The following is a 14,392-nucleotide window of genomic DNA, read 5'->3' as shown; positions in this document are numbered from 1 at the left end:
ACAAACATGGCGGATACACTTGTGCCCATGCACACCCGCTCTCGCAGCTACCACCACGGAGACCTGCGCGCCGCGCTGCTGAATCGTGCCGAAGAGACGCTCAGGGAGAAGGGCCCGGCCGCGCTGTCCCTGCGCGAGCTCGCCCGCGACCTCGGCGTCAGCCATGCCGCGCCCAGTCGCCACTTCAAGGACAAGCAGGCGCTGTTGGACGCACTGGCCCTGACCGGCTTCGAGCGGATGGCCGACGCCCTGGAGGCGTCACAGGGCGGCGTCGAGGAGACGTTCGCGAAGCGGGTGAACGTGATCGTCCGAGCCTATGTGGGCTTCGCCCTGGAGAACGCCGCCCTGCTCGACCTGATGTATTCGGTCAAGCACGATCCGACGGCCTCGGAGGACCTGGTTCAGGCCGTCGGGCGCTGGTCGGAGATCATCGAGCGGCTGGTCGAGGAGGGGCAGCGCCGCGGTGAGGTGCGGGAGGGCCCGATGGAGCGTGTCGGTCTGCCGGTGTTCGCGGTCCTGCACGGCTACGCCGACCTCGCGGCGGCCGGCATGCTGCCCCCCGAGGTCACCGAGCACGGCCTGGACGAGGTGATCGCGTTCGTCCTGCGCGGCTGCGCGCCGGATCAGCCCTCCTGAACCCCGGAAGGGCTCTCGGCGAGCATGCGCGTCAGCGCGTCGCGCTGCAGCGGCAGGACCGCGGCGTGCAGGTCACGCCCCTTGTGTGTCAGGGTGACCCACACGCCACGCCGGTCCTCCGCGCAGACGGAGCGCTCCACCAGGCCGTCCTTCTCCAGCCGGCCGATGAGCCGGGACAGCGCGCTCTGGCTGAGATGCACCCGTCCCACCAGGTTCTGCACCCGGCACTGGTCGCCCTCCTCGGGGGCCTCGGAGGCGAGGATGTCGAGCACCTCGAAGTCGCTCGCGCCCAGGCCGTGCGGGTGCAGCACCCGGTCGATCTCGCACATCGTGCGAGCGTGCACGGACAGGATGGTCCGCCACTGCTCCTCGAGCCCGGTGTCCGCCGTCTTCGCTGCCATACCCGCACGGTAACACCGAATCGGCCATTTGTTGTATGTGCAACTAGTGCGGACGCATGGAGCTGTGCGGCCGTCAGGCGACCGGGTCCTGGAGCAGCCCGATCAGATTGCCGTCCGCGTCCTTGAGGGAGGCGATCAGCCTGCCGTTGCCGACGTCCCGGACGTCCTCCAGCACCTCGGCGCCGGCCTCGACGAGCGCCGCGAGCCGCCCTCGGATGTCGGACACATGCCAGTAGGGCACCGCCCCGGTCAGGCCCTGCGCATGCCCGTTGGGGTTGAGGCCGACGTCCTGGCCGGCGGCCTTGAAGCCGACGTAGTACGGCTCGTCCGCGTACGGCTCCACCTCCAGCAGTGCGCTGAACAGGGCCTTCGCCCGAGCGAGGTCCTTGACGGGGTAGATGATCGTGTTGACGCCGTCGGTCATGACGTACTCCTCCGGGAGCGGTGGACCGACGGATTTCGTCGGTGGTTTCACGCTAGGACGGGGGAGTGGGAGACGGCTTCTCGAATCCTGACCGCTTGCGGTTCATTCGACCGCCTGCTGTGGCTCAGCGCTGGTGGTTCAGACCTCCGCCACCAGCAGCCGGTAGCCGACGTCGATGGCATCGAGGGCGAGCAGATCGGCGTGGCGGGTGTGCCAACGGCCCGTGGCGAGGTCGTCCGTGAGCGCCGCGAGCGCGGGCGCGAGGGCCTCGTCGCCGATCTGCGCGAGCATGGAGATCCCGGCGCGCACCCGCGGGTCGAGATAGGCATGGGGCCGACGCCAGAACGCGGCGCCGAAGCCATCCGTGCAGTCGTGCGGGACGCGGACCACCTGTCGGCGCGCCCCGCCCAGGAGTTCGGCCACCCGGTCGATCGGCACGGCCCGGACGTCGTCGAGGACGGCCGCCTCGGGGACGTACTCGCGCACCAGCCAGAACCGCTCCCGGAAGACCTGCTGATCCCAGGTCAGGACGACGATCCGGCGGCGGGCGACCCGACGCAGTTCGGCCACTCCGGCCTCCGGATCGGTCCAGTGATGGACGGTCAGCAGGGCCATCACGGCGTCGGCCGCGTCGTCGCGCAGCGGAAGGCGCTCGGCGACCGCGCACACGGCGGGCGCCGATCCGGGCGGCCGCTGGCCGACCATGACCAGGCTGGGCTCGACGGCGAGCACCGTGTGCGGCGGCTCGTAGGAACCGGTCCCCGCCCCTACGTTGACCACGTCCGCGGCGTCCCCGAGCGCGGCGTGGATCTGTGCCGCGAGCCGTGGATCGGGGCGCCGGGTGAGGCCGTACGTCGTGCCGAGCGTGTCGTAGATGGCCATGCCCCCCAGTATGCGGAGAGGCATGGCCGTGGCACCCCGGCAGTGAGCCTTACGTCGAGTCCCGCTTCACCAGCTCCGTCGGCAGGATGACTGCCGCCGGGTCCTCGCCGCCGATCTGGGCCAGCAGCACCCGCACCATCTCGGCGCTGATGCGGTCGTAGGGCTGGCGGATGGTCGTCAGCGCGGGGGTGGCCTCCGTCGCCGCGCTGGAGTCGTCGAAGCCGCCCACGGACACGTCCTCGGGCACCCGGCGGCCCGCCCGGTGCAGCGCCGTCAGGGCGCCCTGCGCCATCAGGTCGGAGGCCACGAACACGGCGTCCATGTCCGGCGCCTGCGCCAGCAGCCGCTCGGCGCCCGCCTCGCCGCTGGCCCGGCTGTAGTCGCCGGAGACGACGAGCCGCTCGTCGATCTCGATGCCCGCCTCGGTGAGCACCTCCTTGTAGCCGGCGAGACGGTCGACACCGCCGGGCGTGTCCAGCGGTCCGCTCACCATGCCGATACGACGGCGGCCCAGCGACAGCAGATGGCGCACCATGTCGCGGGCGCCGTCCCGGTCGTCCGCGGCCACGTAACTCACCTTGGAACCGATCCCCATGGGCTTGCCGCACTGGACGAGGGGCACCCCCGCCTTGTGCAGCTCCTCGGCGACCGGGTCCCCGGAGTGGCTGGAGACCAGCAGCACACCGTCGACGTGACCGGCTGTGATGTAGCGGGTTATGCGCCGCCGTTCGTCCTTCTTGCCCGCCAGCATCAGCAGCAGCGGGATGTCGTGCGCCGCCAGCGCCTGGGTGCAGGCGCCCAGCAGCACATTGAAGTTGGGATCCTCGAAGAACCGCTCCTGAGGCTCCGTCAGCAGGAAGCCCACGGAGTCGGAACGCCCGGTGATCAGTGAACGCGCGTGCCGGTTGACGACGTAACCCGTCTTGCGGATCGCGGCGTTGACCGCTTCGGCGGCGGACGGGCTGACGTAGTGCCCACCGTTGAGCACCCGCGAGACGGTGCCGCGTGAGACACCCGCCTCGCGGGCCACGTCGTGGATCGTCGGCGGCTTGCGTCGGCCCCCCGTGTTGCTCATGGTCATGACTTTACGGCTCCGGAGAGCAGATCGAGGCTCCAGAACCGCTGGATGACCAGGAAGAGCGCGATCAGCGGGATCACCGCGAGAAACGCCCCCGTGATCACCAGGGTGTAGAGCGCGGGCTGGTTGGAACCCTGTTCCAGCAGCGTGTACAGACCCAGCGTGATCGGGAACTTCTCGTCGTCGCTGAGCATGATGTACGGCAGCAGGAAGTTGTTCCACACGGCCACGAACTGGAACAGGAAGACCGTCACCAGTCCCGGGACCATCATCGGCAGTGCGACCCGGGTGAAGATCCGCCACTCGCTCGCTCCGTCCATCCGGCCCGCCTCCACCACGTCGGTGGGCACGGCGGCGGCCGCGTAGATCCGCGCGAGGTAGACGCCGTAGGGCGAGAGGATCTGCGGCAGCAGCACCGACAGGTAGGAGTCCGTGAGGTCCGCCTTCGCCAGCAGCAGGTACTGCGGGATGGCCAGGATGATCGGCGGCATCAGGACGCCCGCGAGCAGGATGTTGAAGATCGTCTCGCGGCCGCGGAAGCGGTACGTCGCCAGCGCGTAGCCGCTGAACGCCGACACGCACGACGACAGCAGGGCGCCGAGACCGGCGTAGAGGGCGGAGTTGCCCATCCACTTCCAGTAGACGCCGTCGCGGTAGGAGTTGAGCTCCTTGATGTTGTCGGCGAAGCCCGTGCCCGGCAGGAAGGTGAAGGTGGAGAAGAGCTCGCGGCCGGACTTGGTGGACGCGATGACCACCCACGCCACCGGCAGCAGCGTGTAGATCGCGCCGAGCACCAGGGTGATCGTCGGGACCAGTGCGATACGGCGGCGCAGCGGTGGCCGTCCCTGGGCGGTACCGGCCGTGCCGGCCGCCGAAGGCGCCTTCTGTACGGCAAGAGAACTCATCGGGCCGCCTCCTGCTTCTGACGACGGTTCGCGGCCCGCAGGAAGCCGAACGACAGGACGAGCGTGGCGAGGGCGATGATCACGGCCTCGGAGGACGCCTGGTAGATGTCACCCTTGCGGAACGCGTCCTGGTACACGTTCATCAGCGGACTCCAGGTCAGCGGCAGGGAGTTCGTGAGCGGTTTGAGGGTGGTCGGTTCGTTGAACACCTGGAGCGTCGCGATGATCGAGAAGAAGAAGGTCAACACCAGCGAGGGCGCCACCATCGGGATCTTGATCCTGAGCGCGACCTGCAGGGGGGTGGCGCCGTCCAGCTTCGCCGCCTCGTACACCTCGGCCGGGATCGCCTGCAACGAGGTGTAGATGACGATCATGTTGAAGCCGGTGCCGCCCCACACCGCGATGTTCGACATGGCGAGATACAGCGGGCCGCCGTCCAGGAGGTTCGGCTGCGGCATGTGCAGCTTCTCGAGGATGTAGTAGAAGGGGCTGACGTCCGGCAGGTACAGGAAGCCCCACAGCAGCGCCGCCACCACGCCGGGGATGGCGTACGGCAGGAAGATCGCGAGCCGGGTGAAGGGGGCGAGGCGCACCTTGTCGGAGTCGAGCATCAGCGCGAACAGCAGGGCGAGGCCGAGCATCACCGGGACGACGATGCAGCCGTAGCCGAGGACGCGCAGCGCGCCGTGGCCCAGCTCGCTGTCGGTGAGGGTGTCGGTGTAGTTCTCCAGGCCGGCCCACACCTCCTTGCGGGCGCCCGAGCCCAGGCCGAGGCCGGAGACGTGCACCTTGCGGAAGCTCAGGTAGACCGCGTAGCCGATGGGCAGCGCGAAGAACAGCGCGAACAGGACGGTTGCGGGAAGGAGGAAGGCGTACGGGGCCCCCTTGACCCCGTACGACTTCCGGCGTGAGCTGGTCACTCGGAGACCTCGAAGCCCTGCTTCTTCATGTCGGCGACCGTGGCGTTCTGCATGGTGTCCAGGGCGGCGGAGAAGTCCGACTTGTTCTTCGCGGCGGCGCCGAAGGCGTCGTTGAAGGTCGTGTAGGCGACGTTCACGTTCGGGCCCCAGGCCGAGGGCGCCGTGGTCTTCGCGATCGCTGCGGCCTTCGTGTAGAAGTCCGACTGGTTCGAGAAGTACGCCGGCGGGCTGGTGAAGGCGCCGCTGGTCTGGGCGTTGGTGGCGGCCGGGTAGATGCCGCTGTCCTTGGCCAGCGCCTGCAGGGCCGTGTTGTCGGTGTTCAGCCATGCGGCGAACTTGGCGGCGGCCGCCTTGTGCGCGGAGTCCGTGGTGACGGCGGTGGAGGAGCCGCCCCAGCTGCCGGTGACGTTCTCGCCGGAGGACCACTGGGGGAGCGGGGCCATGGCCCACTTGCCCTTGGTCTCGGGCGCGGCCGTGGTCAGTGTGCCCGGCGCCCACACCGCGGAGACCCAGGCGATCTGCTTGCCGGTGTTGAGCGCCTTGTTCCAGGCCGGCGTGTACATCGGCTGGTTGTCGATGGCGCCCTCCTTGACGAGGCCGCCCCAGAAGTCGGCGACCTTCTTGGTGGCCGAGTCGTTGATGGCGACCTTCCACTTGTCGCCGGAGGTCGTCCACCACTTGGCGCCGGCCTGCTGGGCGAGGCCGGCGAAGAGACCGGAGTCGTTGGCGGAGAAGGTGGTCAGGTCCTTGTCCGGCGCCTTCTTCTTCAGCGCGCGGGCGGTCTCGGCGAACTGCTCCCACGTGGTCGGGACCGTCAGGCCGTACTTCTTGAAGAGGTCCTGGCGGTAGTAGAACATCATCGGGCCGATGTCCTGCGGCACCGCGTAGACGGCGTCCGTGCCCAGCGAGGTCTGCTGCCAGACGCCGGACGCGAACTTGGACTTGGCGTCGCCGACGTCCTTCGATATGTCGGCCAGCGCGTCATTGCTGACCAGCGTCGGCAGCGCCTGGTACTCGGCCTGCACCAGGTCGGGCGCCTTGTTCGCCTTGTGGGCGGTGAGGATCTTGGTGACCAGCGAGTCGCCGGACGCCTGCTTCTTCACCGTGACCGTGATCTGGTCCTTCTTGCCCGGGCCCTTGTTCCACAGGTCCACGACCTTGTCCATACCGGGCGTCCAGGTCCAGTACGTCAGCGAGACCGGCCCCGATTCGGTCTTGCTGTCGCTGTCGGACGAGCCGCAGGCGGCGAGTGCGGTGGCGCCGAGGGCAACGGCGATGGTGGATGCCACGAGGCGACTGCGCGTCGTGTTGGGCATGGATCTCTCCCCTGACCTGGGTCCCCGCCTCTTGCGGAAACCTGCCATGCGAATCACAGGAGCCGGGTCCCCGCCCGTCGCGAGGACCTGCGATGCTGCTCTGTGAGCGTTCACAGTAGAGAAACATCCCGGACACTTGTCAATGGTTGTTGCTGTGCGGTTATGTTGGGCTCGCACCGCTGCCTCAGTGTGTGCACGTTCCCAAATGATCGATAAAACGGGAGAGATCCATGCCGGAGACCAGTCCCAGGGGCCTCACCAGGCTCGCCTTCGGTGGGGACTACAACCCCGAGCAGTGGCCGGAAAGCGTCTGGCAGGACGATGTCCGGCTGATGCGGGAGGCCGGCGTCACCATGGTGAGTGTCGGTATCTTCTCCTGGGCGCTGCTGGAGCCCTCACCCGGGGTGTACGACTTCGGCTGGCTCGACCGGATCATCGACCTGCTGCACGAGAACGGCATACGCGTCGACCTGGGCACCCCCACCGTCTGCCCGCCGGCCTGGTTCTACCGCACCCACCCCGAGGCGCTCCCGGTGAGCCGCGAGGGGGTGCGCTACGAGTTCGGCTCCCGTGCCGCCATCTGCCACAGCAACGCCGACTACCGCACCGCCGCCGCGACCATCTCGACCGAGCTCGCCGAGCGCTACGGCGACCACCCGGCGCTGGCGATGTGGCACGTGCACAACGAGTACGGCGTCCCCGTCTCGGCCTGCTACTGCGACTCCTGCGCCGCCCACTTCCGCCGTTGGCTGCAGTCGGCGTACGAGACGGTCGACGGCGTCAACGAGGCCTGGGGGACGGCCTTCTGGGGCCAGCGCTACGCCGACTTCGAGCAGATCAACCCGCCGCGCGCGACTCCGACGGCCGTCAACCCGGCCCAGGCGCTGGACTACAAGCGCTTCGCCGACGCCACCATGCGCGAGAACTTCGTGGCGGAGCGGGACATCCTGCACCGTCTCTCGCCGGGCGTCCCGGTCACGACGAACTTCATGACCGCGCTCAGCCAGTGCGACTCCGTCGACTACTGGGCCTGGGGCCGCGAGGTCGACCTCGTCACCAACGACCACTACCTGATCACCGACGGCCGCCGCACCCACGTCAACCTCGCGATGGCCGCCGACCTGACCCGCTCGGTCGCCGCCGGCGCCCCGTGGCTGCTCCTGGAGCACTCCACCTCGGGTGTCAACTGGCAGCCCCGCAACCCCGCCAAGGCCCCCGGCCAGATGGCCCGCAACTCCCTCGCGCACGTGGCGCGCGGCTCCGACGGCGCGATGTTCTTCCAGTGGCGCCAGTCCCGGCGGGGTGCCGAGAAGTTCCACTCGGCGATGCTCCCGCACGGCGGCACCGACACGCGCGTGTGGCGTGAGGTCGTGGAACTCGGCGCGTCCCTGGACTCCTTGAGCACGGTCCGCGGCACCCGCACGGGGGCCGACGTGGCCGTCCTGTGGGACTGGCACTCCTGGTGGGCGCAGAACCTGGAGTGGCGCCCCAGCGAGGACCACGACCCGCGCGAGCGCGCCGACGCCTTCTACGAGGCCCTCTACGACCGCCACCTCACCGTCGACTTCGCCCACCCCGAAAGCGATTTGTCGAGGTATCCCCTTGTCGTCGTGCCCGCCCTGTACCTGATGACGGAGGCGGCCGGGAACAACGTCAGGGAGTACGTCGAGAACGGCGGCACCCTCGTCGTCTCGTACTTCTCCGGCATCGTCGACGAGCACGACGCGGTCCACCCGGGTGCCTACCCGGGCGCCCTCAGGGACGTGCTCGGCCTGACGGTGGAGGAGTTCTCGCCGCTGCTGCCGGGCCAGTCGGTGCGCATCACCGGGCCGGACGGCTCCGAGCTGGCCGGCGACGTCTGGACCGAGTTCGTGGTGCCGCTTGGCGCCGAGACCGTGTGGACGTACGCCGACGGCCTCACCGAGGGTCACCCGGCCGTCACCCGTCACCGCCTCGGCGAGGGCACCGCCTGGTACGTCTCCACCCGCCTCGGCAGCGAGGGCCTGGACGCGCTGCTGGGCTGGGCCATCGAGGACGCGCGGGTCGCCCCGCGCGCCGACCTGCCCCGCGACGTCGAGGTCGTGCGCCGCACCGGCGAGTCGGGCAGCTACCTGTTCGCCGTCAACCACACCGCGTCGGACGCCAAGGTGCCGCTGGAGGCGCACGGCACCGAGCTGCTGACCGGCGAGCGGGCCGCGGGTCGCCTCGAAGTCCCCGCGGGCGCCGTCCGGGTCGTACGACTCGACGGCTGAGCCGACTCCCCTCCGCCCGCGCGTGCCACGAGAGCCGCGGGCGGAGGGGCTCTTCCTCCGGGTGCCACCGGAGGGACACCCCCATCGGGGAAACCCCCACTGGAGGGGGATGCCCCATCCCCATCACGTCGAAGGGACGACGGACGACGATGTTCCATCCCAGACGCACACTAAGGGCCCTGCTGCTGCCGCTCGTGGCCGGGCTCGCCCTGATCGCCCTGCCCGCCCCCGGCGCGCAGGCGGCGAGCACGCTCACCAACGGCGGCTTCGAGTCCGACGGCGCGGGCGTGGCCAGCCCGGCCGGCTGGTCCGAGTACGGCGACACAGGGGCCTCGTACACCGAATCCGGTGGCCACAGCGGGAGCTACCGCCTGTCCCACTACTCGTCCTCCGCCTACAAGGTCGAGACATACCAGTACCTGTCGGGGCTCACCAACGGCACCTACACGCTCACGGCCTGGACCCGCTCCAGCGGCGGGCAGAACTCCGCCTACATATCCCTGAAGAACTGCGGGAGTTCGGAACAGAAGACCGATCTGCCGGTGTCCACCAGCAGTTGGGTCCGCATTGTCACGTCGATCAATGTGACGAACAACCAGTGCACCATCAGCATCAACAGTGACGCGAAAGCCGGCAACTGGATCAATGTCGACGATCTGACCTTCGCATCTGGATCAACCGGACTGTCGATCAAGGGTGCCGACATCTCGTCCCTCGCCAAGAGCGAGGCCCTCGGCGGCGTCTACAAGACCAGCTCCGGCACCACCGGTGACGCGGTCACCATCCTCAAGAACGCCGGCATGAACTACGCGCGCCTGAAGGTCTGGGTCAACCCGGCCGACGGCTACAACAACAAGACGCGCGTGCTGGCCATGGCCAAGCGCATCAAGGCCGCCGGCATGAAGCTGCTGGTCGACTTCCACTACTCGGACACCTGGGCCGACCCGGGCAAGCAGAGCAAGCCGACCGCCTGGTCGTCCCACACATACAGTCAACTCAAGACGGACGTGTACAACCACACGTACGACGTGTTGAACGCGTTGAAGGCCCAGGGCACCACCGCCGACATGGTCCAGGTCGGCAACGAGATCAATGCCGGCATCCTGTGGTCCGAGGGCTCCACCAGCAACTGGTCGCAACTGGCCGGTCTGCTCAACTCCGGCTACAGCGCGGTCAAGGCGGTCTCCTCCGGCACCACGGTCGCCCTGCACCTGGCCAACGCCGGTGACGACTCGACCGTGCGCTGGTGGTTCGACAACGCCAAGACGTACGGCATCAACTACGACGTGATCGGACTGTCGTACTACGGCTACTGGCACGGTTCGCTGGCCGCCGCCCAGACCACTCTGGACGACGTGGTCTCGCGCTACGGCAAGCCCGTGTTCGTCGCGGAGACGGCGTACCCGTTCACCCTCGCCCAGGACGACTCCCTGGAGAACCAGATCGACACCACCGGCGAACTGGTCACCGGCTACCCGGCCACCCAGGCGGGCCAGCTGGCGTGGATGAACGCCGTCGCGAACATCGTGGAGGCCGTCCCCGGCAACAAGGGCCTCGGCGTCTTCTACTGGGAGGCGACCTGGACCGCGGTCACCGGCAACGGCTGGGACCCGACCGACTCCACCTCCGGCAACGGCTGGGAGAACCAGGCCCTGTTCGACTACAACGACAAGGCCACCTCGGCCATGAGCTGGTTCAGCCATCGCTGAACCTGTGTGGAGGGGGCCCGGTCGCAGGGGAGCGGCCGGGCCCTCGCCCGTGTTTTCAAGGGCGGAGCCGGGTGAACGGGTGGGGGCGGGCCGTTCGGTCCCGGACAAGGGTCCTCGACTCCCGGACAACGCGGCCCGCGCTGCGGGACAGTGGGAAGACGCGCATTGCGGTGGTCCGTCCGGAGAGGGGGACGCGATGTTGAGGAATCCCGTCGGCTCGCAGCGCCTGGACATCCTGGAGTGGCTGAAGGACCCGGCCGCGCATTTTCCGGCGCAGGCACACGAGGACCTCGTGGAGGACGGCGTCACCGCGGACGCCGTCGCCGCGAAGCTCGGCGTACCCCGTGCCGTCGCGGACACCCACCTCGACCTGCTCGCGGCCGTCGGCCTGCTGCGTACCCGCAGAGTCCGGCGGTGCACCTACTACCGGCGGGACGAGGTGCGGATCGCCGAGGTGGGGCGGATGTTCGAGAAGGGCTGGTAGCCGCCGCGACGGGACGGCACACCGGGGTGCTACACGATGTCCCGCGAAGACGACACCGCCGAGGGCCCCTCCTCGCCGCCCTCCTCCGGGGGCTCGTCCGTGTACCCGAACCGCTCGCACACCAGACGCCCGAGCAGCGCCCCGCCGTAGACGACGAACCCCACCCCCACCAGCCAGGACTCCACCACCAGAATGGTGCCGGCCGGGCCGTAGCTGATCGCGTTGGTGACCAGGAGCGGGGTGAACACCAGGTACGAGAACCAGCGCAGCCCCACCAGGCCCGCCATCGTGGCCACCGCGCCGGGCAGCAGATAACGCCACGGCACCGCGCGGTGGAGGAGGTAGTGCGGGCCCCACCAGAAGAACAGGATGCCGAACACCATGCTCAGCGGGATGCGGAACGATCCCTGCAGCACGTTCCGGGTCTCCACCTGCGCGTACACGTACGTCATCAGCACGACCAGCCACACCGCCTGCCGCCAGATCCGGTGCCAGGGGCCGGCGGACGACTTCCAGATCCGCTCGTAGCCGTTCTGCACGCTCGACGCGAAGGACAGCCCGAACAGCGCGAGCAGGGCGGCGCTCCAGACGCTGGTGGTGCTGATCACCTTGCTGGGTGGCCCGAAGACCCGGGTGAGCGCCCGGGCGGAGCGACCGGACAGGTCCATGCCGTCCACCAGCCACAGCGCGAAACCACCGTGCCCCAGTGGATCCGCCGCCGCGACCACGATCAGCAGCGGCGCCAGTGTGACCAGGGCGAGCGTCGCGAACCCGAGAGCCCTGTGCAGCAACTCCAACTCCGAGCCGCGCCGGTACAGCTCGGCGAGCCCCGATCGGTGCCACAGGGCCGACCGTGACATGGGACCATCCCTTCTCGGGCGCTGTCCTGAGTGGCCAGGAAAGCCTCGACGTAAACCTGATCGAGTGACGCGGTCTCCGTTGAACCTCCACACACATGCCAGCATGAACTGCCCGACCTCGACGAGGAGGTTTCCATGGACCGTGTCACCCCACTCGTCCCTCTCCGATACGTCGCCATCGGCGGCCGCGGCCCCGAGGACGTCGTCGCCGACGCTCGCGGCCGGGTGCTGACCGGAGTGGAGGACGGCCGCATCCTGCGTATCGACGGCCTCACCGGCGCCTCACCGGCCCGCGTCGAGGTGCTCGCCGAGACGGGCGGCCGGCCCCTCGGCCTCGAACTCCTCCCGGACGACGCCCTGTTGGTGTGCGACGCCGAACTCGGACTGCTGCGCGTCGATCTGCGCGAGGGCATCGTGCGCATCCTCGCCGACTCGGTGGCGGGGGAGCGGCTGAGGTTCTGCAGCAATGTCGTCGCCCTCGCCGACGGCAGTGTCTGCTTCACCGTCTCCAGCCGCCGCTACCCCCTCGACCTGGGGGTCCCCCCACGCCGTTTTAAGCAGTGGGGGAGGATCGGCGACATCGTCGAACACTCCGGGACCGGCCGACTGCTGCGCCTCGAGCCCGGCAGCGAGCGGCCCGAGGTTCTCCTCGAGGGCCTGCAGTTCGCCAACGGACTGGCTCTGAGCTCCGATGAATCGTTCCTGGTCGTCGCCGAGACCGGCGCCCGCCGCCTCACCCGCTACTGGCTCACCGGACCGAAGGCCGGCCGCGGCGAGCCCTTCGCCGAGAACCTGCCGGGCATGCCCGACAACATCTGGCGCAGCGCGCCCGACGGCCCGATCTGGGTGTCCCTGGCCGGACCGCGCATCCCCCCGCTCGACCTGCTGCACCGCACCGCCCCCGCCGTCCGCGGTGCTGCCGCGCGTATCGCCGTTCACGCCCCCTACCGCCCCACCGGCACCATCGGCGTCCTCGCCGTCGACGACCAGGGCACGGTCGTCCACCACCTCGCCCGCCGCCGTTCCGGCTTCCGCATGGTGACCAGTGTCTGCGAGGCCGCCGGCCATCTGGTGCTGGGGAGCCTGTGGGAGCGGGGCGTGGCGGTGTGTGAGCGACCGGCCCCGAAATGACCCCGGTCCGGGCCGGGCGCTACCCTGTAGCCCGGCCGCGGGCACCCCTCGCGGCGCGGCGGTGGGGCCCGCCGTACCCGAACCGCGGCAGTGGTGCCGCCAACGGTCCCTACTTGCGAAGGAGCGGCGCCCGCACGCCCGGGCCCCGGCGAGTAGGAGACGTACGACCATGACAGCCCCGGAAGCGGAGAGCCTCCGCGCCCGCCCGCAGACCACCCGGCGGCCCGCCTGGCGCACCCAGGCACCGGTCGTCGCGGTGGTCGCGCTCGGCGGCGCCATCGGCGCCACCGCCCGCTACGCGCTCTCCCTGTGGTGGCCCACCCCGCCCGGCCACTTCCCGTGGGCCACTTTCTGGACCAATGTCATCGGCTGCGCCGTCATCGGCGTGTTCATGGTCGTCATCAGCGACGTGTGGGCCGCCCACCGCCTTGTCCGCCCCTTCTTCGGCACCGGTGTGCTCGGCGGCTTCACCACCTTCTCCACCTACGCCGTCGACATCCAGAAACTCGTCGACTCCGGCCACCCCCGCACCGGGCTGGCCTACCTCGCCGCGACCCTGCTCGCGGCCCTCACGGCGGTGTGGCTCGCGGTCGCCGCGGCCCGCCGCGTCCTGAAGTGGAGGCAGCCATGACCACGCTGACCGGCAGCGCCCTGCGCGTGACCGTCTTCATCGGCGAGAACGACACCTGGCACCACAAGCCCCTCTACTCCGAGATCGTCCACCGTGCCCACGCCGCCGGTCTCGCGGGTGCCAGCGTCTTCCGCGGTATCGAGGGCTTCGGCGCCTCCTCCCTGATCCACACCTCACGGCTGCTGTCGATGAGCGAGGACCTGCCGGTCGCGATCGTCATCGTGGACACCGAGGAACGCGTCCGTGCCTTCCTGCCGCAGCTCGACGAGCTGGTGGGGGAGGGGTTGGTGATCCTCGACGACTGCGAGGTCATCCGGTACGTCGGCCGTGAAGAGGGACCCGGCGAAACGCGCACGAAGGGTAAGAAGTCGTTGTGAACTGGCTGTTGGTCGTCGCGGGCGCCGCCGTCGGCGCACCGCTGCGGTACCTCACCGACCGTGCGGTCCAGTCCCGGCACGATTCGGTCTTCCCCTGGGGTACCTTCGCCGTGAACGTCGCCGGCTGCCTGATCCTGGGCCTGCTGACCGGCGCGGTGACCGAGGGGGCCGCCGGCTCTCATCTCCAACTGCTGCTCGGCACCGGCCTGTGCGGGGCCCTGACCACGTACTCGACCTTTTCCTACGAGACCCTGCGGCTGACCGAGACCGGGGCGGGGCTCTACGCTGCCGCCAATGTCGTCGGAAGCGTGACGGCGGGTCTCGGTGCGGCATTTGTCGGAGTGTTGATCGCCCAGACCCTCTGGGGGTAGTCACCCGCCGGCCTC

General features: G+C 69.5%; 16 protein-coding genes. 8 read left to right on the top strand and 8 right to left on the bottom strand.

The features are described 5' to 3' along the window. The first annotated feature begins 27 nt into the window (after positions 1 to 27). Positions 28 to 636, top strand: a complete 609-nt coding sequence (locus ACWC09_RS01055; protein ID WP_450847213.1) for a TetR/AcrR family transcriptional regulator — start codon at positions 28 to 30, stop codon at positions 634 to 636. Here the strand turns inward: ACWC09_RS01055 and ACWC09_RS01050 are convergent. The 7 genes from ACWC09_RS01050 to ACWC09_RS01020 all read right to left on the bottom strand — a co-directional run bounded on the left by ACWC09_RS01050 (position 624) and on the right by ACWC09_RS01020 (position 6,562). Then, positions 624 to 1,037, bottom strand: coding sequence for a MarR family winged helix-turn-helix transcriptional regulator (locus ACWC09_RS01050; RefSeq protein ID WP_450847212.1), 414 nt, complete (start codon positions 1,035 to 1,037; stop codon positions 624 to 626). The two genes, ACWC09_RS01055 and ACWC09_RS01050, sit on opposite strands and share 13 nt — an antisense overlap. Positions 1,038 to 1,110: 73 nt before the next feature. After that, on the bottom strand, positions 1,111 to 1,461 hold the full coding sequence (locus tag ACWC09_RS01045; protein WP_450847210.1) for a VOC family protein: 351 nt from the start codon (positions 1,459 to 1,461) through the stop codon (positions 1,111 to 1,113). Between the two features lie 138 nt (positions 1,462 to 1,599). Further along, on the bottom strand, positions 1,600 to 2,343 hold the full coding sequence (locus ACWC09_RS01040; RefSeq protein ID WP_450847209.1) for a class I SAM-dependent methyltransferase: 744 nt from the start codon (positions 2,341 to 2,343) through the stop codon (positions 1,600 to 1,602). A 49-nt stretch (positions 2,344 to 2,392) separates the two neighbouring features. Continuing rightward, positions 2,393 to 3,424 (bottom strand): LacI family DNA-binding transcriptional regulator, encoded by a 1,032-nt coding sequence (locus ACWC09_RS01035; protein ID WP_450847207.1) that lies wholly within the window; start codon positions 3,422 to 3,424, stop codon positions 2,393 to 2,395. Beyond that, on the bottom strand, positions 3,421 to 4,326 hold the full coding sequence (locus ACWC09_RS01030) for a carbohydrate ABC transporter permease (protein WP_450847205.1): 906 nt from the start codon (positions 4,324 to 4,326) through the stop codon (positions 3,421 to 3,423). The genes ACWC09_RS01035 and ACWC09_RS01030 overlap by 4 nt, the downstream gene beginning before the upstream one ends. Next, entirely contained in the window at positions 4,323 to 5,246 is a 924-nt protein-coding gene (locus ACWC09_RS01025) for a carbohydrate ABC transporter permease (protein ID WP_450847203.1), read from the bottom strand. The genes ACWC09_RS01030 and ACWC09_RS01025 overlap by 4 nt, the downstream gene beginning before the upstream one ends. After that, positions 5,243 to 6,562 carry an ABC transporter substrate-binding protein gene (locus ACWC09_RS01020; protein ID WP_450847201.1) on the bottom strand — a complete coding sequence of 440 codons (1,320 nt, stop codon included), beginning with the start codon at positions 6,560 to 6,562 and terminating at the stop codon, positions 5,243 to 5,245. Before ACWC09_RS01020 ends, ACWC09_RS01025 begins: the two co-directional genes overlap by 4 nt. A 230-nt stretch (positions 6,563 to 6,792) precedes the next feature. Here ACWC09_RS01020 and ACWC09_RS01015 point away from each other — a divergent pair, with 230 nt between their 5' ends. From ACWC09_RS01015 to ACWC09_RS01005, 3 genes are all read left to right on the top strand, one after another. Further along, positions 6,793 to 8,814 carry a beta-galactosidase gene (locus tag ACWC09_RS01015; RefSeq protein WP_450847199.1) on the top strand — a complete coding sequence of 674 codons (2,022 nt, stop codon included), beginning with the start codon at positions 6,793 to 6,795 and terminating at the stop codon, positions 8,812 to 8,814. 149 nt (positions 8,815 to 8,963) lie between these two features. After that, on the top strand, positions 8,964 to 10,523 hold the full coding sequence (locus ACWC09_RS01010) for a glycosyl hydrolase 53 family protein (protein WP_450847197.1): 1,560 nt from the start codon (positions 8,964 to 8,966) through the stop codon (positions 10,521 to 10,523). A gap of 196 nt (positions 10,524 to 10,719) precedes the next feature. Next, a complete protein-coding gene (locus ACWC09_RS01005; RefSeq protein WP_450847195.1) occupies positions 10,720 to 11,007 on the top strand; it encodes an ArsR/SmtB family transcription factor in 288 nt (95 codons plus the stop codon). A 29-nt stretch (positions 11,008 to 11,036) separates the two neighbouring features. Here ACWC09_RS01005 and ACWC09_RS01000 read toward each other — a convergent pair whose 3' ends face one another. Then, complete coding sequence (locus ACWC09_RS01000; RefSeq protein WP_450847193.1) at positions 11,037 to 11,867, bottom strand: ribonuclease BN; 831 nt, start codon at positions 11,865 to 11,867, stop codon at positions 11,037 to 11,039. 135 nt (positions 11,868 to 12,002) lie between these two features. Between ACWC09_RS01000 and ACWC09_RS00995 the strand changes: the two genes are divergently transcribed. The 4 genes from ACWC09_RS00995 to crcB (ACWC09_RS00980) all read left to right on the top strand — a co-directional run bounded on the left by ACWC09_RS00995 (position 12,003) and on the right by crcB (ACWC09_RS00980) (position 14,377). Continuing rightward, positions 12,003 to 12,998, top strand: a complete 996-nt coding sequence (locus tag ACWC09_RS00995) for an SMP-30/gluconolactonase/LRE family protein (RefSeq protein ID WP_450847191.1) — start codon at positions 12,003 to 12,005, stop codon at positions 12,996 to 12,998. A gap of 169 nt (positions 12,999 to 13,167) precedes the next feature. Then, positions 13,168 to 13,629, top strand: coding sequence for a fluoride efflux transporter CrcB (gene crcB, locus ACWC09_RS00990; protein ID WP_450847189.1), 462 nt, complete (start codon positions 13,168 to 13,170; stop codon positions 13,627 to 13,629). Further along, the gene (locus tag ACWC09_RS00985) at positions 13,626 to 14,006 is read left to right on the top strand and encodes a DUF190 domain-containing protein (RefSeq protein ID WP_450847187.1); all 381 of its coding nucleotides are present in this window, start codon (positions 13,626 to 13,628) and stop codon (positions 14,004 to 14,006) included. The genes crcB (ACWC09_RS00990) and ACWC09_RS00985 overlap by 4 nt, the downstream gene beginning before the upstream one ends. Continuing rightward, positions 14,003 to 14,377: a fluoride efflux transporter CrcB gene (gene crcB, locus ACWC09_RS00980; protein WP_450847185.1), complete on the top strand. Its 375-nt coding sequence runs from the start codon at positions 14,003 to 14,005 to the stop codon at positions 14,375 to 14,377. The genes ACWC09_RS00985 and crcB (ACWC09_RS00980) overlap by 4 nt, the downstream gene beginning before the upstream one ends. Positions 14,378 to 14,392: the final 15 nt, after the last annotated feature.

This window comes from Streptomyces sp. NPDC001617, assembly GCF_053596855.1.
The sequence above is the reverse complement of the archived record's forward strand: the minus strand, read 5'-3'. Positions and strand labels throughout refer to the sequence as shown.